Raw genomic sequence first — 16,287 nt, 5'->3', positions numbered from 1 at the left:
ATCCCAGCCGCTTATGTGTCATGCTCTATTCACTTATAGGTGGCAAACGTATGACAAGCTTTCATGCAAGTGATCGATTCAATTCTTCCTGCTGTCTTTGCATCTTTCCAATCGCCCGTTTGATCGTCGTTTGCACTGTTGATTTTTTTACGCCGAGAAGATCAGCGATCCGTTCATAAGAAAAACATTCTACCTTGTGCAGCAAAAACATTTCTTTTTCTCTGTCCGTTAACAGGGCTAATGCTGCTTGAATTCTCTCTCTGTCTTCTTCTGATACCTGTCCGTCCGGCTCAAACATCATAGCGCTGGAAAATGATTCGATGATTCTCGGATCCTTAATCATAAGCCGCTGGTACGCATCACGTCGGTCAATCGCCCGTCTGATGCCGGGCTGTCTTCCTTTTTCAAGCCATTCTGTTACATATTCAAGATCAGTAATTATATTTCTGATAATTTTTTTATCCTTCAGCTCTTCAGCTGAGAGCACGGATTCATCTGCCTCAGCGAGCGGTTTATATTGTGTTCTTGTTTGTTTGAGCGTGCGTTTATATTCAAATAGTAAGTCTTGCATTCTATGATCCTCCTCATTTTTGCAATAAAAAACGGACACCAATCAACGCACAAATGCTGTGCAGTTGATCAGTGTCCGCAGGCTTTCCGTCTTGGACGTATTCTGTTTTCGTTTAATTTAACTTGTAGCCGATTTCAAATTCCACACGGGCAAGGTCGCCCTTTCTTGTTTCAACGAGCGTTTTTCCATGCTCCGGCGCTTCTGTAATCCATGCTTCTTGCTTGATGCCATCCACAATAATGACACGGATTTTTCCGTCTTCCAGCTGGCTCTCCAGCGTGATGGAATCAATATGCAGCAGTTTTTTAGGATGAATCATGTTTCTTTTCCTCCCTTTTTCGGTGCAGCGCTTGCTTCGGCTTTTTCTAACAGCTGAATGATGCGCTCCTTTGAATGAACAGCATTTCCCTTCAGAAAATCAAGAGCTGCTTTAGACGCTTCCAGCAATTCAGGCGCAGCGGCCATCAAAGCGGCATTGCTTTTTTGCGAATAAGAGCTGAGGTCAAATACAGCGGCAATCAGCCGCCCGTTTGAATACGGAAATCTTTCTTTTTCTTCTTCACTGTAAGCTGAATAAATATAGATTGGTTTTGTATCCCCGCACGGGACAGCATGCCACGGCGCAGGGCTTTTCTCTGTCTGTTTTGTTTTTTCCAACACTTTCACTTCCCGTCATCCTTATACCATTGTTCAATGTTTTTTTCTGTTCGCTTTGCCCGAAACAGCAAAGCGATCAGGGCAGTCAGCTGTTTAATCACGGACATTCAGCCTCGCTTTTCCCGCTGTCAGCATTTGCTCCAGCTTTTGAATGACAGGCGTTAAATCAGTGCCGGACCGGCAGTTCGGACATGGATGAAAAACGACTCCAATCCCTGTATGCTCCACAATGACTTTCTTTGTCTGACAAAGCTTGCACATTATCTGACGCCCTCCAATCTATGGTTCAGCTCGTAGGCTGCCCCTTTGATAATCACTAAATAGTCACTGCACATTTCGTAGATTCTCGTGCCGAGCGCTTCATCGACCCGTACAAGTGCTTCAATTGTCAGCTCGCTCGAAAGCAAAATCGGTTTATGATTTAAGTAGCGGTAGTTGAGTACCGAATACATTTGCTCTAATTGCCAATCTGTAGCGCGGGGTTTGCCGTTAACCGGTTTAAACAGATCATCTATGAACAGCACATCCGCTTGCTTCATCCGGTTCAGCTTTGCTTCTAATAGGTCAAAGTCATTTTTCAGATCGGTAAAGCCCTCCACAAACGGAAAATAAATGACAGGCACATAGCAAGTTCTCATTAATTCATTGGCAGCGGCGGTCAAAAGGTGCGTTTTCCCTGAACCGGGCTGTCCTAGAAGGGCAATGCTGTTTTTCCGGCAATCCTTGATTTGTCCATAATCCGCCACATACTCTTTAGTACATTCAAACGCGTCTTTTATGGCCTGCGGCTTTCCCTCCGTGCGGAATTCCTTGAAGCCCAGCTGTCTGAAAGCGTGAGTAATCTCACTTGCCCCCAGCAGCCGCTTCACTTTCCGTTCTGCCATGCAGCTGCACATCGTCCAGACTTCCAGGCCATTCTGCTTGACGAGATAACCTCCCTGGTCCTTGCAGCGCAGGCAATCATACCGGCCTGCGTCTAATTCGGCCGGTTTGTCCGCCAGTAATGGACGTCTCCCTCTTCTCAGCTCGTCTAAAATCTGTTCGATTGTTCGTTTTGTCATGTTTTTTCATCCTCTCATGCTGAATTGCAACATTCTTTTTGGCTTGCTGCGCGTTAAATCGGTCTTCAATGAATTTCGAGCAGTAGCGAAAGGCCTTGATTGTTTCTGAAGCGGAAGTCCGCCGGTTTTCAAAAGCTTGAAAGCATTCCTCAAGCCATTTGATTGTTTGCGTGACAGGAACGCCGATAGCAACAATGCGGGCGATGGCTTGATAATCTCTTGAGGAAGGATATACGGTGCGTCCTTCTTGAGCCGACCGTAATTCTGTAAACCGCTTCGCAATGTGATCCACTGCCTCATCAGCAGCAGTATATTTGTTTGTTTTATCTTTATCTGTGCGGTCGCTTGTGTCCGGTGTCTGCGGCGAAAATGACCGTTCTTTTATACTCCGGTGCACCATTTTGTCCGATCTGAAGGCGAATTTTTTGGAATGCTTAACCGAAATCACCAGTCCGTATGGCGCACGGACTGCCTTTATGTACTCATGGGTTTCGAGAAGCTCTAGCCACCTTCTGACGGTTTTTTCACTTACACCGAAGACTGCCGCCATTTCTCTCGCTTTTAATGGCTTATGGCCGAGTACGATGCCCCAGCTTACGCCGTCTTTTTCGATTTCTTTTGTTGTTGAGCTGATAAACCAGAGAAACAGCCATAGTGCCGGTCCGATTTTGTCATAATGTTCTGAATTCAATAGTCCTGAATACATCGGAAAAGGATAGCTTTTATCGTTTTTCATTGTACGCCGCTTCTCCTTTTAACATCATGTATGCTTGAAACTGCTCTTGCGTTTCAAAGTGGAACACCGGAAGGCCGCATGCCGTAAACGAAATGGTGCCGCCGGATTGTCCGAGATGGCGCTGATCTATGGGATTTTCACTAAAAACAATTTGGATTGGATACATGTGATCACTCTCCTGATTTGTTTTCGATACATTTCGTATCAACTGTTACCAAGTATAAACGATACAATCTGTATCATCAAGTTGTTTTTGATACTTTTTTTATCATAACTTTATTTTGATACATATTGTATCTATAATCATAAGTAACTTAGGGAGTTTAAAAAAGAGAGGTCATAGTATGATAGGCGGCAGATTGAAGAGTCTCAGAGGGAAAAGGACACAGGAAGAAATCGCATCACACATCGGTGTGTCACGGGCACGATATTCCCATTATGAAAACGGGCGAAGCGAACCTGATTACGACACACTCCAAAAGCTGGCTGATTACTTTCAAGTCACGACTGATTACTTATTAACGGGTAAAAACAAAAAATCCGACGACGATATGTTCTCAGATCCGGACCTGCAGCTTGCGTACCGTGATATGCAGGATTTTTCCCCAGAAAGCAAACAGCAGGCCATCGAATTTATCAACTATTTAAAAGAAAAAGAGAAAAACCGCAAACCGAAAAATAAATAAATCGTTCTCTGTTCTCTAAAACATATAAAAAGTAGACCGATATAAAGAAAAAGTGTTTATTTTTTAAAGAAAAGGGAAAGATTTCTACACTACTTTCCAGTCCTATACGGGCTTTTCTTTCTCGCTAAAAACAGAACACACGTTCGAAAGGGAGTATTCAATTGGGCGATTACTTATCACATCTGGAGGAATACGTTAAAAATTTGTACACCCGTCTGGGCATCACATCCCCTCATCACATTGACATGCTGAAAATCGCAAAGGACCTGGATATTTGGGTGCATTTTGAGGATATGGGGAGCATGATGGTGAAATACGACGGCATGTACAGTATCGTATTGAACCAAAAAAAGTCACGGGAAGAGCAATGGGAGGATTTTGGACATGAGCTGTGCCACGTGTTAAAGCATGCAGGCAATCACTTTCAGATGAACAAGCTCTTCAGAGAACTACAGGAATTTCAGGCGAATCAATTTATGTACCACTTCTGTGTGCCAACCTTTATGCTGTTGCAGATGGAACTGCCGCAATGGAGAAGCCAGGCACTCGCCACAATTTCGGCGGTATTCCGGGTAACAAAGGAATTTGCTGAAAAAAGGCTTGACATGTTTGAACGGCGTAAAGCAGGTATTCAATTTCAGAAGCGGCTCGCTTATTTATTAGCTCACAAGCGGCCAAATGCGTACGAGGAAAGCGATCAGCAGCACTTGCAAGTCGCAGAGGAAAAAGCTTTCTATCATGTCGGTAAAAACATTTGATCCAAAAGGGCTGGGGACGTTTATCCTCAGCCCGGCAGAGATATTAATATTTTGACATCGGTGGAATGGTATTCTGCAGCCACATTGGCGCCGGTTTAAGATGAGGCGCAGATGCGAACGCAATCGGAGCCGGGATATACCTGAATTCACCCCGGCCATCAAAGGCTTCCCCATGTGCCCATCTTCCTTGTGAGCTTTCATCCCCCCTGGAAAAGTTAAACAGATCATAGGAGACTTCCTGCTTTTCGAGCTCACGCGGAAACGTCGTCGGAACGACAATATCCCGTTCTCTTTCCTCCAGCTCTTTAATGGCCGCATACCACATATTTTGATGATAAGTATCCCTTGCAATCAAAAATGACAGCATATCTCTTACCCCTGGATCATCGGTCATGGCATAAAGCCGTGTCACCTGAAGGCGCCCTTGGGATTCCGCATTTAAGTTGGCGCGAAAATCTGCGAGCAAATTTCCGCTTGAAATAATATATTTGGCATTCCATGGATATCCTTCGCTGTCAGCCGCCATCGCGCCTAAACCTGCGACAATCGCATGCTGCGGGTTCATTCCGGACAACACCGCTGCCACAGCAGGATCACTTTTATAAGCATTTTCCTGCACATCAGCCGGTGCATTGTCCAAAAGCCTGGAGATCATCGTCGCAAGCATTTCCACATGCCCGATCTCTTCTGTACCGACATCATAAAGCAAATCTTTATATTTCGCATCTGCACGGCAGTTAAAACCCTGAAACAAATATTGCATCATAACACTGATCTCACCGTATTGGCCACCCAGCACCTCTTGGAGCTTTTTCGCATAAACCGGATCGGGATGAGCTGGCTTTGCTTGATATTGAAGCTCTTTTATATGATAAAACATGAATCATTCCTCCCTACACTTTCGCACACCCCCAGCGTATGAAGGAATGGGCCGACCGTGCATGTCCCGTCTGGTTTTATTTATAAAAGCCAAGTTTGACGGCTTCCACATATCGATCAAACAAATCGTTTTGTATGTAGCTTTTATCACGGCACCCAAAATTGCAGAACAGCGCGTTTCTTTGTGCAGTGCTCACCTCCAATTGGAGCCCCATTTCTCTCTTCGTCCGATTGACAATATTGTTTGGATGTACACCTGCCAGCCGACCTTTCTCACTAGTGAGTTCGGCGTTGAAACCCGCTTCATTCAGACGCTCACAAATGCGCTCGGCTTTTTTGCGATCCGCCCCGCCGACCAATGTATGCGGGATGTTTGGATCATAATACCCGTGAAACGCTAATGCGTAATCGTGGGCATTCACTTTTTCTAAAGCCAGCGGCTCATCAAAACGAATGCTAGTGAGATGCAAAGAACGATTGTTTCGCTGTTTTACACCTTCAAACAAGTAAATGGAACATCGATCGGAAAATGCCCGCACCAGTTCACTGACACCAGGCTCAATTCTGCCGCCGTGGGGACCGAGGACGATAAGTTCACTTCCGTTTTTTTCCTCATAAATAATCCGGTACTCCGATTCAGAAGCAGAAAGGGCCGCAAAGCTGTCATACCGATCTTTCATTTTGAACGCCCTCCTTTTCCAGTCAGCATCAGTTTACTCTACTCTTCTATGAATGAAAACCTTTTTATAGTATGATTTGATAGAATACGGACAGGAGGTATATGATGGGATTTATTGATGGTTTACTAGGTAATGCGTCAACACTGTCAACGGCTGCTGTGAAAGAAGAGCTTGCTCATATTTTACTTGAGGGTGAGAAGGTTGAAGCCGCGTTTAAGCTGGTTCGCGATTTGATTGTCTTTACTGACAAGCGGCTTATTCTTGTAGATAAGCAGGGAATCACAGGCAAGAAAACGGAGTTTCAATCAATTCCGTACAAAAGCATTTCCAGATTCAGCGTGGAAACTGCCGGCCGCTTTGATCTTGATTCAGAGCTGAAAATTTGGATCTCTGGCGCGGAACTTCCCGCCGTCTCAAAGCAGTTTAAAAAAGATGAAAGCATTTATGATATTCAAAAGGTGCTTGCCGCAGTTTGTATGTAAGATGAGTGACGGAAGCTGTGAAGCTTCCGTCTTTTCATTACAGCTTTTCCTCCAGCTTCGCTTTCGTCTTCGGACCGTAAATCCCATCAGCCGTTAAACCGCTGACAGACTGAAAACGTTTGACTGCATTTGCTGTTTTCGGGCCATAGACGCCGTCAACGCCGTGATTTTTCGCTCCTTTATCAGGATAAAAATAAAGGGCGGCTAAAGCGTCCTGCACCTGCTTCACTTTTGTCCCTTTCGTCAGCGGGCTTGTCACTTTCATCACCCCGGATGGGAGCGGATATGAGGATGCGGCATGGCTTTTAGAAGCAGATGCCGTCTGAGGCAGTTTGATCACTTGTCCGACTTTAATGTAATTTGGGTCAGTGATATGATTGATGCTTTGCAGCGTTTTTACACTGACTCCGTGGGACGCGGCAATCCCTGACAGTGTATCGCCTTTTTTTACATGATATTCAGACGCCGAAGAAGTGACTGCTGTCTTTTTCGCTGATACGCTCCCGTTTAATTCCTTTTCAATCGCCGCCTTCACTTGATCCCAGCGCCCCTCTGATAAAATGCGGTGTGGGCAGTACTTTCCGTTCCAGTCTTGATGCTTTCTCACCCGATCGATTCCCCAGCCGCGCTCCTTCAAAAGCTGTGCGACAAATGAAATCGCTAAGGCTTCAGCTGCCCCATACTTTGGACCTCCCGATTTGCTGTAGCAAATCTCAACGCCAATTGATTTGCGGTTCCCCGGACCGTTTGTGCCGTCACCTGTGTGCCAGGCGTTTCGGTCAAGCGGCAGACCTTGAATGACCTCTTTATCATCGACCGCAAAGTGAAAGCTTGTCGAGCTTGTGTTCCCGATCATATAGCTGATTTCATTGGCTGCTGACGCATCGTTTGCTGTGTTGTGGATGGTAATGTATTCAGCGGACATTGCATTCGGACACTTCAATGCGTATTTCGCCTCAGAAACCAAATTTTTCTTTACTGGAATGCTCACCTATCATCTCTCCTTTTCTTTTTTCATAAATAGGTGGCATTCGTAGGACGAAAAGCTCATATCATCTATAACTGCTATATGGTTAAATGTGTTAAACTGAATTTCAATGGGAGGGCTGAATATGGATACATACTTAATGCTCACAATGAGAACGGAGAAATTTAATCAGGAGCATGTGGCTGGGCACTATGAATTTCTGGACCGCTTACAGTCAGAAAAGCGCTTAAAAATGTTTGGGCCATTCAGCGACGCCACAGGCGGAGCGTATGTCATCGAAGCAGATTCGCTGGAAGAGGCAGCGGAAATCGGGCATGAAGATCCGCTGGTGGCAAGCGGATCTTCTGAGCTGACGATAAAAGAATGGAAGCTGAAATAAAAAAGACCCCTAAGGGTCTTTTTTTATGCATCATGTTTGATTGCGTGCAGCAATATGAAATGTTTTCCCCTCTGTGTTTGCTGTGTCATCTGCATGAACCATCACCTGAGTAAAACTGAACCCGACCGCAACGAGCAACAAACCTGACAACCATTTAGATTTCATATAAACAATCTCCTCTCTGGATTTGTTTTTGTGCGTGCACCATTTTCTCGTAAAATGAAAGTGCTTTTTCGGGCTGTCCGTTTTCTATATAGAATTGGGCAGCATCATGCGCCAGCTCTTCAATATAAGGATACAGCATATGTTCTTCAAGAAATTGAAAGGTGTAAGAGACTGATTCTGTGTCAATGTTTTTTCCGTATAACGCATGTAAAAATTGAAAAAGCTCCACAAATAATTCATCATTGTATTGACGGGCGATTTCCAATCCTTCATGATACTTTTGTTGCGCTTCAGCGTCATTTTTTTGTTTATACAGAACTTGTGTTAAAGAGTAGATAGAATGCGGAAGATTATCGAACTTTTCCGACTTGCAAATAGAAACAGATTTCTCAAAGTATTCGGCTGCCTTTTGCAGTTCACCCATTTTCTCATAGCAGTTTCCGAGATTATATAGGGCAGAACTGATCAGGCGGGGATTGCCTTCTTTCTTTGCAAGATCTAAAGCCAGTTCTAAGTGGGGCAATGCTCTTTCTGGATACTGCATATCATCATAATTACCTGCAATAACGAATTCACATTGGATTCTGCGGACGGTGTACGTTTCATACATTTGGTATGTTTCTAATGCCTGAACGGCGTAGCTCATCGAAACATAGGTTTGTTTTAAATTGTAAAAAATCTCAGCCATTTTAAAAGCAAACTCGGCTTTCTCAATATCATCCGAGACGAGGGCAAGATTCTTTTCTGCCCGTTTATAATACATCATGGCACTGACAAACATCTTCTGCTTAAATTCATACATTCCTCGAAAAAAATTAAAGTAATATTCGAGAAGCCCTGTCAGCTTGTACTGATTCCCTTCGATGTCTTCTAATAATTCTGAAAACTCCAGCTGCGACGTGTCCTCTCCAAAAGGCTTAATGTAATCCAGCATGACACGATGCCTGAACTCCATTAAAGAATAATACAGCAGCAAATCTTGGTCTTCTTCCATATCCTCAATTTCTCTTTCTACTTCGAGCTTGACCCGTTCGGCTTCAGCGACGTGGAACTGCCGGATATGAGTATACCATTCATTAATTTTAAGCCCGACATAAGAGGACGGAATCGTCTGCTTCATCCTCAATTAATCCCCCCTTTTGAATTACCCGAGATATGTCATATTTTATCATATTTACAAGAAAAAGAAGAACGCAAAATAACCGCAATTGTCGAATTTCGGCTAACCGCAACAAAAAAGCGCGGGTTTTTCAAAAACCCGTGCTTTCTTTTAGTGAAAACCAACTTTGTTTCTTTCCATCCAGCTTCCCTGCCGGCTTTTTCTTTGCTCTCCTGTCATGTCTTTCACCATGGTTTCAATATGATGATCCCCTTCTTGGTGCCATTGAAGCGCTGAAGATACATATAATTCTCCCAGCTGTGCAAAGGAAAAGCCTTCTGTAAGCTTTGCGGCGTTTTTTATTTCTTCTTCACTCAAAAAGATGTCAAAGCCTCTCATTTTCATATATTCCAGCCGCAGCTCTTCATCCGGAAGCCCGATTTCATAGGCACGGTCAAATCGTCCTGCACGATTCATCAAACCTGGATCGATCTCTTCGGGATAGTTTGTCGTGCCGATGAGAAATAGCCCCTCTTTTGATGTCGCGCCGTCCAACGTATTGAGAAAAAAGGATCGCACATCTTCCGGCATCGAATCTATATCCTCGATGACGAGAACTGCAGGAGCGAGGCGTCTCGCTGCCTGAAAGACTTCTTCTATTGTCTCGCTCGACGTAAATTCAGTAATTTGCCAATAGGCAACAGGTGCATCGATACTGCCTGCGATCGACTTCACTAATGTCGTCTTTCCGTTTCCAGGAGGTCCATATAACAGAATGCCGCGCTTATAAGGGATGTCATACGTTTGATAAAACGATTTATCACTATGAAAAAACTGATCAATTGATCTGTATATCTCTTTTTTCAATAGCGGATTCATGATTACCTGACTCCGCTGAACCTCTCTGACAATGGCTTCCTGCTCTCTTGAAGTCCCTCCATCTCCATCCGTAAAAACGGTCACTTTCCGCTTGCTTTTTTCCCAGAGACGCGGTCTGACTCCCTCCAGAAATGCACGCATCTTTTCATCGTTAACCGCAAACAGACAATCGAAACTCATGATGCTCCCATCTTGAAAATAAGGAATTCTGGCAAAAGCAACTCCCTTTTCAGGATACGCGTATACACTGTTTCTTATAGACTTATGAACGGTATAATCCGGTTCTTTTTCATCTTCATCGTAAGCAAAGGTTTTCTTTTCAAGCTTTTCAAATATATATGCCACATGCTCAGGCTCCAATGAACCGCTGCGGACATCTTCTACAAGAAGCTCCCAGTATTCCGTGTTCGGGTCATCACTGGCATAGAGCTCATAGAATACACCGTATTGATCATAAAGCGTTTCTTCAATCCGTGTGATAAGGTAACCGAAAGTGCCGTAGCCCGCTGCAGCTCTTTCATTCTCTTTTTCTTCGTACTGATAAATGAAAGGTATGGTTGTCATGTTTATACTCCATTTCATATTTTGTGAACGTTATATATACGATTGACATAGCATTTTGTTTCATCCCACAGCATATTACTTGTGAATTCGTAACCGTTGATATAGGATTTCATTGCACCATTTATTTTTACATATGGAGGAGATCATAATGAGCCAATCCAATCAAATTGTCAGCCATTTTTTATCCCATCGAAACGTGACGAATGAGCTTGCTGAAAAAATCAGCAAAGACCATTACAGCTACAAACCGGCAGAAACATCAATGTCAGCGGAAGAATTGGTCAAACACATTCTTACGTCGTTCCACTTGTTCGCAAATGTCATTAAAGAAGGCAATGCTTCACCTTTTCAAAACAAGCAGGAAGAAACAGAAACCGATCTCAATGTTCTGGCAAAAACATATACGGACAAAACGGTCGCTATCCTTGAACAGCTGACTGAAGAACAGCTGGACAGAGAAATTGATCTGACATCCGCTTTCGGCAGAAAAGTCACTGGCCGCGCGCTGCTTCAGCTTGCAATGGAACATGAAATTCACCATAAAGGCAACCTGTTCGTTTATGTGCGGGAAATGGGCCACACAGAACTTCCTTTCTATCAGCAGCGCATGTAGCGTACGAAAAAAAGATACCTGTTAAAAGGTATCTTTTTTTATGCTTCCGCCTCACTTCCCGGCTTCGACCAGACACTCATTATAGGGCAAATGAATAAAGATATGGAGCATACCAAAATTTCAAACAGCTAACGTGCAAAAATTCAAAAAATTTAATTGATTAACGTGACCTAATCATATATAATCTGATAAAAATAGTCGGGTTTTCAGGAGGCCTTTATCATGAGTGTAAGCATCATATTGATGGGTTTGTTTGTCGGAGCCTTAGTCGGATTGACGGGTGTGGGCGGAGCCGCCTTATTGACTCCCCTTTTAATTGTGCTTGGAATTAACCCTTCCATCGCGGTCGGTACGGATCTTGTATATAACTCGATCACAAAGCTGTTTGGCGTTGCCTCCCATTGGCGGCAGAAAACGATTAACTTTCAATTGGTAAAATACTTAGCCATCGGCAGTATTCCGAGTGCCTCGCTAGCCATTGGCATCTTGCATTTGTTCCCCGCCTTCCACCAGCATCAGGAAGAAATTATTAAGCACGCTCTAGGATATGTGTTAACGCTGGTTGCCATCTCAATCATCGTTCGTTTGTTTTTGGATAGAAAGCTTCGTCCCAATCGCTGGCAGCTGATGCCGCTTGAAAATAAGCGAGCGCTGACAATTCTTATTGGTGTTGTGTTTGGGTTTATCGTCGGATTAACATCAATCGGTTCCGGGTCATTATTTGCAATTGCCATGATCTACTTATTCAACATGAAAGCGTCTCAGATTGTCGGAACCGATATCGCGCATGCTTTTCTTCTCGTTACGGCAGCAGGCATTTTGAACGCAAGCTTCGGAAGCGTGGATTACATGCTGGCAGCTAATCTGCTCATTGGTTCAATTCCCGGCGTGCTGATCGGAAGCCATCTTTCGCCTCGATTCTCCCCGCGTCCGCTGCAATTTATTATGGCGTCCATTATTTTAGTCAGCGGTTTAAAATTGATTTAATGAAGAAGGCTATCCGCTTGAAGGATAGCCTTCTCTTATTATAGCGTTACACCCGATTTAAAAATGGCGAGCTCTCTGAAATCATTTTTTTCATGGTTCACAAGCTGGCCGCTTGCCACCTCAATCATATAGTGGATAAACTCCCGCAGCACATACTCCTCATGAACATCATCCTCTGCTAAAAGGCCTGCGTTAAAATCAATCCAATGCGGCTTCGCCTCATACAGCTCGGTGTTTGTTGCTACCTTCACCGTCGGGACAAAGGTGCCAAACGGCGTGCCTCTCCCCGTTGTAAAGAGGACAATTTGGCAGCCGGCCGCCGCCAATGCGGAGGAAGCGATTAAATCATTGCCCGGCGCGCTCAAAAGCGTCAGCCCTTTTGTCTTGAGTACTTCCCCGTATTTCAGGACATCCGTGACAGGAGAAATCCCCGCTTTTTGCGTACAGCCCAGCGATTTATCCTCAAGTGTAGAAATGCCGCCCGCTTTGTTGCCCGGTGAAGGATTTTCATACACCGGCTGATCATGTTTGATAAAATATTGTTTAAAATCATTGATTAATTGGACTATCTTATGAAACACTTCTTCATTGGCAGCCCGCTGCATCAGGATGGTTTCTGCACCGAACATTTCCGGAACTTCCGTCAGCACCGTGCTCCCTCCCTGTGCAATGAGATAATCTGAAAAACGGCCAAGCAGCGGGTTTGCGGTTATGCCGGAAAAACCATCCGAACCTCCGCATTTCAGTCCGATCTTCAGTTCGGACAGCGGAATCTCTTCTCTCGTATCCCCTTTGGCCGCTTCATGTATTTCCTTTAGCAAAGCAACGCCTGCCTCCATTTCGTCGGTCACCGACTGGGATTCGAGGAATTTCACTCGATTCAGATTTACATCCTGGAGTGCTTCCTTCATTTTTGCCAGTTCATTGTTTTCACACCCTAGCCCTAGCACCAAGACGCCGCCGGCATTTGGATGGCGAATGGCGTTCAGCAGGATTTGCTTCGTATTTTCGTGATCATCGCCAAGCTGTGAGCATCCGTATTGATGTTTCAGCACGAGTACGTTATCAAATGGAGCGATATCTCCCGTTTCTCTGACAAAACGCTGCAGCATTTTTTCTGCTATCCCATTGACGCAGCCGACAGTTGGCACAATCCACAATTCATTGCGTACCCCCGCATCACCATTTTCTCTTCTAAAACCTTTAAATGTCCGGTTCTCATTTGAATACGGATTTTCATCAAATCTTGGTGTATAGCTGTATGATTGGATATCTGACAGGTTTGTTTTCGTATTATGGACATGAATATGCTCTCCGATCGAAATATCTTGTGATGCATGCCCAATTGGAAACCCGTATTTAATGATGCTGTCGTTTTCTTTAATAGACTGCAATGCAATCTTGTGGCCTCTTTTTATATCATCCTTTACTTCAATCGACACGCCGTCAGCATGCAGCCGCTCTCCCTTTTGGATATCCCGCAGAGCAAGAAGGACATTATCTTGCTTATGAATCTTTATAAACGACTTCAACGTACCTCTCCCCTTTGTATGCAGTATTGTTCAAGAGCCCGCTGCATGCCCAGCTCATGAATATGATTCAAGTAATCAGCGACTCTCTCAGTCAGCTTCGGTATCTCATTGAGATCTGCCTCCCACAGCCGCTGTTCGCCTAACACTCTTGATGCAATCCAAAGCATGTCTCCATCCTCCTGGCTCCAAACCTCTTTGAAAAATTGAAGAACAGCCGGATCATCCTGCAATGTCTCGTAACCCTGATAAAAATACAGAAGAGCGCTGAAAGAAAACACCAAGCGTTCAGGGAGCTGTCTCTTTTGTTCAGCATATTCCTTAAGAGTCGGCAGGTTTCTTGTTTTGAATTTGGAAACAGAATTCAATGCAATGCTTCCCAGGTAATGCTTCATATACGGGTTTTTAAAACGGTTCAGCACATCGTCAGCATACTGAGAAAGACCTTCCAGTTTTAAAACAGGAAGAATTTCGTCATTGATCAGCTCTCTTATAAACCGCCCCACTTCCGGATGCTCGACAGCATCCCGAACAGTTTTTAAGCCGTACAACAATGCCACTGGCGTCATTGCTGTATGAGCGCCATTTAAAATTCTTACTTTTTTTGTCCGATACGGGGTGAGGTCGCTGACGATTTTTGTATTGAGCCCTGCAGCCGCAAAGGGAATTTCTTTTCCAATCCAATCCGGCCCCTCGATAACCCATAAATAATACTGCTCTCCCACAACTATCAGTTCATCTTGATAGCCCAGTTCTGCCGTGATCTCATCAATGCTGTCGACCGGAAAACCCGGGACAATCCGGTCTACTAAACTATTACAAAATGTATTGGCCTCATGAATCCACTGTGTAAATCCTTCCTCCAGCTTCCACAGATGTGCATAATGAAGAACCGTTTCCTTCAGCTTTTCGCCGTTCTTCTCGATCAGCTCACATGGGATTAGGACACACCCTTTTGTCTGATCTCCTTTAAAAGCCTGATAGCGGAAGTAGAGAAATGCAGTTAATTTCCCAGGGAATGTTTTTGGCGGCCTATCCTCTAAACGATCTTTTTCATCACATACGATCCCGGCCTCCGTCGTGTTGGAGATGATAAACCGCAGCTCTTCGCTTGATGCCAATTCTTTGTATGCCTCATAATCAGAAAACAGGTCAATTCCCCGGCTGATTGAGTTGATAATCATATGCTCGTTTACCGCTTCTCCGTCTTTCATTCCCTGTAAAAAGAGCGTATATAGCCCATCTTGCTGATTTAATCGTTTGATTTTTTCTGAGCCTCTTGGCTGGACAACTGCCACGCTCCCATTAAAATCAGTGTGTTGATTCAATTGATCAATCTGCCAATCGACAAATCCCCGAAGAAAGTTTCCTTCTCCGAATTGGAGAATTTTTTCTGGATACTGAGTATAGTGATCGTACACATGTTTATTCAGCTTCTGCACCCTTATTGCCTCCCTCTTCTTTTATGCACACGTTAACATTTTTCCGTGTAAAGAATGCCCGCTGAAAAATGGGGCATCACGTTGTTAATCGTCTGACTGAATCACGCACGATGAATTCTGTGTTTTCCAAGATTTTCTCCGCTTTTGTTTCCGGCTCGCTGATCAGCGACAATAGTTTTTGCGCGCCGAGCACGCTGATTTTCTCCACTGGGCGCTTTACTGTTGAAAGCCTTGGCGTGATGTATTGTGAAAACCCAATATCATCAAACCCGATCACCGAAATATCATCAGGTACGCGCAGGCCCTTTGCGAATATCGCATTCATCGCTCCGATTGCCATGTCATCATTCGAACAAAAGACAGCGGTTGGAAGATTCGGCAGCGCCAGCAGCCGCTCCATCGCTTGAAAGCCGCTTTCCATATCGTACTGTCCTTTGACACTGTATTCATGCTTGATTGGAATATGATGTTGAATCAGTGCGGATAAGTAGCCTTCCTTTCGCTGCTGGGAGGATTTAAAGCCTTCCATCCCCTCGATGATGGCGATGTTTTGATGTCCGTTCTTAATAAAGTATTCTACAGCTTCCTGGGAGCCCTCCTTATCATTGGATAAAATATTCGTGATGGTGCGGTCATCAATATCACGATTTAGCACGACAAGCGGAATGTTTTTTTCTCGTATATGGTAAATGAAAGAATTATCAATATCACTTTGGCTCATTAAAATGATGCCGTCATACCTCATCGGTGTAACGGAGTCATAGTTTTTCAGATCATCAATGCCGCGCACATAGAGATTGTAATCCTCACTTATGGCTTGATTGACGCCTTTGATTGTGTCTGCAAAGAAGCTGTGTGAGGTTCCGTTTGTGATGCTTGTAAAGAAAAGCCCGATCGTATGTGACTTTTGCATCGCCAGGCTTTTCGCATTTACATTTGGTGTATAGTTGAGCTTCTCTGCGAGCTCTACTATTTTTTTCTTCGTATGCTCTTTGATGTAAGGGCTATTGTTGAGTGCTCTGGAAACGGTTGTGTGGGATACGTTTGCAAGTTTTGCGATATCTTTTATGGTTACCATCTAATTCCCTTCCTTATCATACCGGCTGCGATTAATTACTGTATATTGTATCAT

The 16,287-nt window shown here is 44.3% G+C and carries 22 protein-coding genes; 6 read left to right on the top strand and 16 right to left on the bottom strand.

The window, feature by feature from the left end:
* Positions 1-61 precede the first annotated feature (61 nt).
* The 7 genes from C1T29_RS07745 to C1T29_RS07715 form a co-directional block, all read right to left on the bottom strand.
* Complete coding sequence (locus tag C1T29_RS07745) at positions 62-571, bottom strand: sigma-70 family RNA polymerase sigma factor (protein ID WP_014663641.1); 510 nt, start codon at positions 569-571, stop codon at positions 62-64.
* A 112-nt stretch (positions 572-683) separates the two neighbouring features.
* Positions 684-890 carry a phage-like element PBSX protein XtrA gene (xtrA, locus tag C1T29_RS07740; protein ID WP_071580556.1) on the bottom strand — a complete coding sequence of 69 codons (207 nt, stop codon included), beginning with the start codon at positions 888-890 and terminating at the stop codon, positions 684-686.
* Complete coding sequence (locus tag C1T29_RS07735; RefSeq protein WP_014663639.1) at positions 887-1,237, bottom strand: hypothetical protein; 351 nt, start codon at positions 1,235-1,237, stop codon at positions 887-889. The genes xtrA and C1T29_RS07735 overlap by 4 nt, the downstream gene beginning before the upstream one ends.
* Before the next feature lie 84 nt (positions 1,238-1,321).
* On the bottom strand, positions 1,322-1,489 hold the full coding sequence (locus tag C1T29_RS07730) for a hypothetical protein (protein WP_014663637.1): 168 nt from the start codon (positions 1,487-1,489) through the stop codon (positions 1,322-1,324).
* Positions 1,489-2,289: an ATP-binding protein gene (locus tag C1T29_RS07725; protein WP_095432562.1), complete on the bottom strand. Its 801-nt coding sequence runs from the start codon at positions 2,287-2,289 to the stop codon at positions 1,489-1,491. The genes C1T29_RS07730 and C1T29_RS07725 overlap by 1 nt, the downstream gene beginning before the upstream one ends.
* The gene (locus tag C1T29_RS07720) at positions 2,189-3,025 is read right to left on the bottom strand and encodes a phage portal protein (protein ID WP_103748880.1); all 837 of its coding nucleotides are present in this window, start codon (positions 3,023-3,025) and stop codon (positions 2,189-2,191) included. The genes C1T29_RS07725 and C1T29_RS07720 overlap by 101 nt, the downstream gene beginning before the upstream one ends.
* Positions 3,012-3,191, bottom strand: coding sequence for a hypothetical protein (locus C1T29_RS07715; RefSeq protein WP_003232712.1), 180 nt, complete (start codon positions 3,189-3,191; stop codon positions 3,012-3,014). Before C1T29_RS07715 ends, C1T29_RS07720 begins: the two co-directional genes overlap by 14 nt.
* 178 nt (positions 3,192-3,369) lie before the next feature.
* Between C1T29_RS07715 and xre the strand changes: the two genes are divergently transcribed.
* Both xre and C1T29_RS07705 read left to right on the top strand, forming a co-directional pair.
* Positions 3,370-3,711 (top strand): HTH-type transcriptional regulator Xre, encoded by a 342-nt coding sequence (gene xre, locus C1T29_RS07710; protein WP_069964123.1) that lies wholly within the window; start codon positions 3,370-3,372, stop codon positions 3,709-3,711.
* Positions 3,712-3,872: 161 nt separating this feature from the next.
* The gene (locus C1T29_RS07705) at positions 3,873-4,469 is read left to right on the top strand and encodes an ImmA/IrrE family metallo-endopeptidase (RefSeq protein WP_069838937.1); all 597 of its coding nucleotides are present in this window, start codon (positions 3,873-3,875) and stop codon (positions 4,467-4,469) included.
* 43 nt (positions 4,470-4,512) lie between these two features.
* Here the strand turns inward: C1T29_RS07705 and C1T29_RS07700 are convergent, their stop codons facing one another.
* A complete protein-coding gene (locus tag C1T29_RS07700; protein ID WP_014663631.1) occupies positions 4,513-5,349 on the bottom strand; it encodes a manganese catalase in 837 nt (278 codons plus the stop codon).
* Between the two features lie 76 nt (positions 5,350-5,425).
* Positions 5,426-6,028 (bottom strand): poly-gamma-glutamate hydrolase family protein, encoded by a 603-nt coding sequence (locus C1T29_RS07695; protein WP_103748881.1) that lies wholly within the window; start codon positions 6,026-6,028, stop codon positions 5,426-5,428.
* Positions 6,029-6,132: 104 nt separating this feature from the next.
* Here C1T29_RS07695 and C1T29_RS07690 point away from each other — a divergent pair, with 104 nt between their 5' ends.
* Positions 6,133-6,510, top strand: coding sequence for a PH domain-containing protein (locus C1T29_RS07690; RefSeq protein WP_014479546.1), 378 nt, complete (start codon positions 6,133-6,135; stop codon positions 6,508-6,510).
* A 37-nt stretch (positions 6,511-6,547) separates the two neighbouring features.
* Here the strand turns inward: C1T29_RS07690 and C1T29_RS07685 are convergent, their stop codons facing one another.
* On the bottom strand, positions 6,548-7,501 hold the full coding sequence (locus tag C1T29_RS07685) for an N-acetylmuramoyl-L-alanine amidase (protein WP_103748882.1): 954 nt from the start codon (positions 7,499-7,501) through the stop codon (positions 6,548-6,550).
* Between the two features lie 121 nt (positions 7,502-7,622).
* On the opposite strand from C1T29_RS07685, the gene C1T29_RS07680 reads away from it, so the two are divergent.
* Positions 7,623-7,877, top strand: coding sequence for a YciI family protein (locus tag C1T29_RS07680; RefSeq protein ID WP_103748883.1), 255 nt, complete (start codon positions 7,623-7,625; stop codon positions 7,875-7,877).
* Positions 7,878-7,907: 30 nt separating this feature from the next.
* On the opposite strand, the gene phrA is transcribed toward C1T29_RS07680, so the two are convergent.
* The 3 genes from phrA to yjoB form a co-directional block, all read right to left on the bottom strand.
* Positions 7,908-8,042: a phosphatase RapA inhibitor PhrA gene (phrA, locus tag C1T29_RS07675; RefSeq protein ID WP_095432567.1), complete on the bottom strand. Its 135-nt coding sequence runs from the start codon at positions 8,040-8,042 to the stop codon at positions 7,908-7,910.
* Positions 8,032-9,168, bottom strand: a complete 1,137-nt coding sequence (gene rapA, locus C1T29_RS07670; RefSeq protein WP_095432568.1) for a response regulator aspartate phosphatase RapA — start codon at positions 9,166-9,168, stop codon at positions 8,032-8,034. Before rapA ends, phrA begins: the two co-directional genes overlap by 11 nt.
* Positions 9,169-9,312: 144 nt before the next feature.
* Positions 9,313-10,584, bottom strand: coding sequence for an ATPase YjoB (yjoB, locus tag C1T29_RS07665; RefSeq protein WP_095432569.1), 1,272 nt, complete (start codon positions 10,582-10,584; stop codon positions 9,313-9,315).
* Positions 10,585-10,732: 148 nt separating this feature from the next.
* Between yjoB and C1T29_RS07660 the strand changes: the two genes are divergently transcribed.
* Positions 10,733-11,197 (top strand): DinB family protein, encoded by a 465-nt coding sequence (locus tag C1T29_RS07660; protein WP_040083385.1) that lies wholly within the window; start codon positions 10,733-10,735, stop codon positions 11,195-11,197.
* A gap of 222 nt (positions 11,198-11,419) precedes the next feature.
* Positions 11,420-12,184 carry a sulfite exporter TauE/SafE family protein gene (locus C1T29_RS07655; protein WP_014663623.1) on the top strand — a complete coding sequence of 255 codons (765 nt, stop codon included), beginning with the start codon at positions 11,420-11,422 and terminating at the stop codon, positions 12,182-12,184.
* Between the two features lie 38 nt (positions 12,185-12,222).
* On the opposite strand, the gene C1T29_RS07650 is transcribed toward C1T29_RS07655, so the two are convergent.
* From C1T29_RS07650 to C1T29_RS07640, 3 genes are all read right to left on the bottom strand, one after another.
* Positions 12,223-13,716, bottom strand: coding sequence for a UxaA family hydrolase (locus C1T29_RS07650; protein ID WP_103748884.1), 1,494 nt, complete (start codon positions 13,714-13,716; stop codon positions 12,223-12,225).
* Positions 13,713-15,155 carry a tagaturonate reductase gene (locus tag C1T29_RS07645; RefSeq protein WP_103748885.1) on the bottom strand — a complete coding sequence of 481 codons (1,443 nt, stop codon included), beginning with the start codon at positions 15,153-15,155 and terminating at the stop codon, positions 13,713-13,715. The genes C1T29_RS07650 and C1T29_RS07645 overlap by 4 nt, the downstream gene beginning before the upstream one ends.
* A gap of 76 nt (positions 15,156-15,231) precedes the next feature.
* Positions 15,232-16,233, bottom strand: coding sequence for a LacI family DNA-binding transcriptional regulator (locus C1T29_RS07640; RefSeq protein ID WP_069838945.1), 1,002 nt, complete (start codon positions 16,231-16,233; stop codon positions 15,232-15,234).
* Positions 16,234-16,287: the final 54 nt, after the last annotated feature.

This window comes from Bacillus sp. MBGLi79 (genome assembly GCF_002953915.1).
This window is presented reverse-complemented; position numbering and strand designations above follow the sequence as displayed.

Bases quoted from the DNA above. Each gene is read 5' to 3' on its own strand.
- C1T29_RS07745 (WP_014663641.1), bottom strand. From the start codon at position 571: ATGCAAGACTTACTATTTGAATATAAACGCACGCTCAAACAAACAAGA.
- xtrA (WP_071580556.1), bottom strand. From the start codon at position 890: ATGATTCATCCTAAAAAACTGCTGCATATTGATTCCATCACGCTGGAG.
- C1T29_RS07730 (WP_014663637.1), bottom strand. From the start codon at position 1,489: ATGTGCAAGCTTTGTCAGACAAAGAAAGTCATTGTGGAGCATACAGGG.
- C1T29_RS07725 (WP_095432562.1), bottom strand. From the start codon at position 2,289: ATGACAAAACGAACAATCGAACAGATTTTAGACGAGCTGAGAAGAGGG.
- C1T29_RS07720 (WP_103748880.1), bottom strand. From the start codon at position 3,025: ATGAAAAACGATAAAAGCTATCCTTTTCCGATGTATTCAGGACTATTG.
- C1T29_RS07715 (WP_003232712.1), bottom strand. From the start codon at position 3,191: ATGTATCCAATCCAAATTGTTTTTAGTGAAAATCCCATAGATCAGCGC.
- xre (WP_069964123.1), top strand. From the start codon at position 3,370: ATGATAGGCGGCAGATTGAAGAGTCTCAGAGGGAAAAGGACACAGGAA.
- C1T29_RS07700 (WP_014663631.1), bottom strand. From the start codon at position 5,349: ATGTTTTATCATATAAAAGAGCTTCAATATCAAGCAAAGCCAGCTCAT.
- C1T29_RS07695 (WP_103748881.1), bottom strand. From the start codon at position 6,028: ATGAAAGATCGGTATGACAGCTTTGCGGCCCTTTCTGCTTCTGAATCG.
- C1T29_RS07690 (WP_014479546.1), top strand. From the start codon at position 6,133: ATGGGATTTATTGATGGTTTACTAGGTAATGCGTCAACACTGTCAACG.
- C1T29_RS07680 (WP_103748883.1), top strand. From the start codon at position 7,623: ATGGATACATACTTAATGCTCACAATGAGAACGGAGAAATTTAATCAG.
- phrA (WP_095432567.1), bottom strand. From the start codon at position 8,042: ATGAAATCTAAATGGTTGTCAGGTTTGTTGCTCGTTGCGGTCGGGTTC.
- yjoB (WP_095432569.1), bottom strand. From the start codon at position 10,584: ATGACAACCATACCTTTCATTTATCAGTACGAAGAAAAAGAGAATGAA.
- C1T29_RS07660 (WP_040083385.1), top strand. From the start codon at position 10,733: ATGAGCCAATCCAATCAAATTGTCAGCCATTTTTTATCCCATCGAAAC.
- C1T29_RS07655 (WP_014663623.1), top strand. From the start codon at position 11,420: ATGAGTGTAAGCATCATATTGATGGGTTTGTTTGTCGGAGCCTTAGTC.
- C1T29_RS07640 (WP_069838945.1), bottom strand. From the start codon at position 16,233: ATGGTAACCATAAAAGATATCGCAAAACTTGCAAACGTATCCCACACA.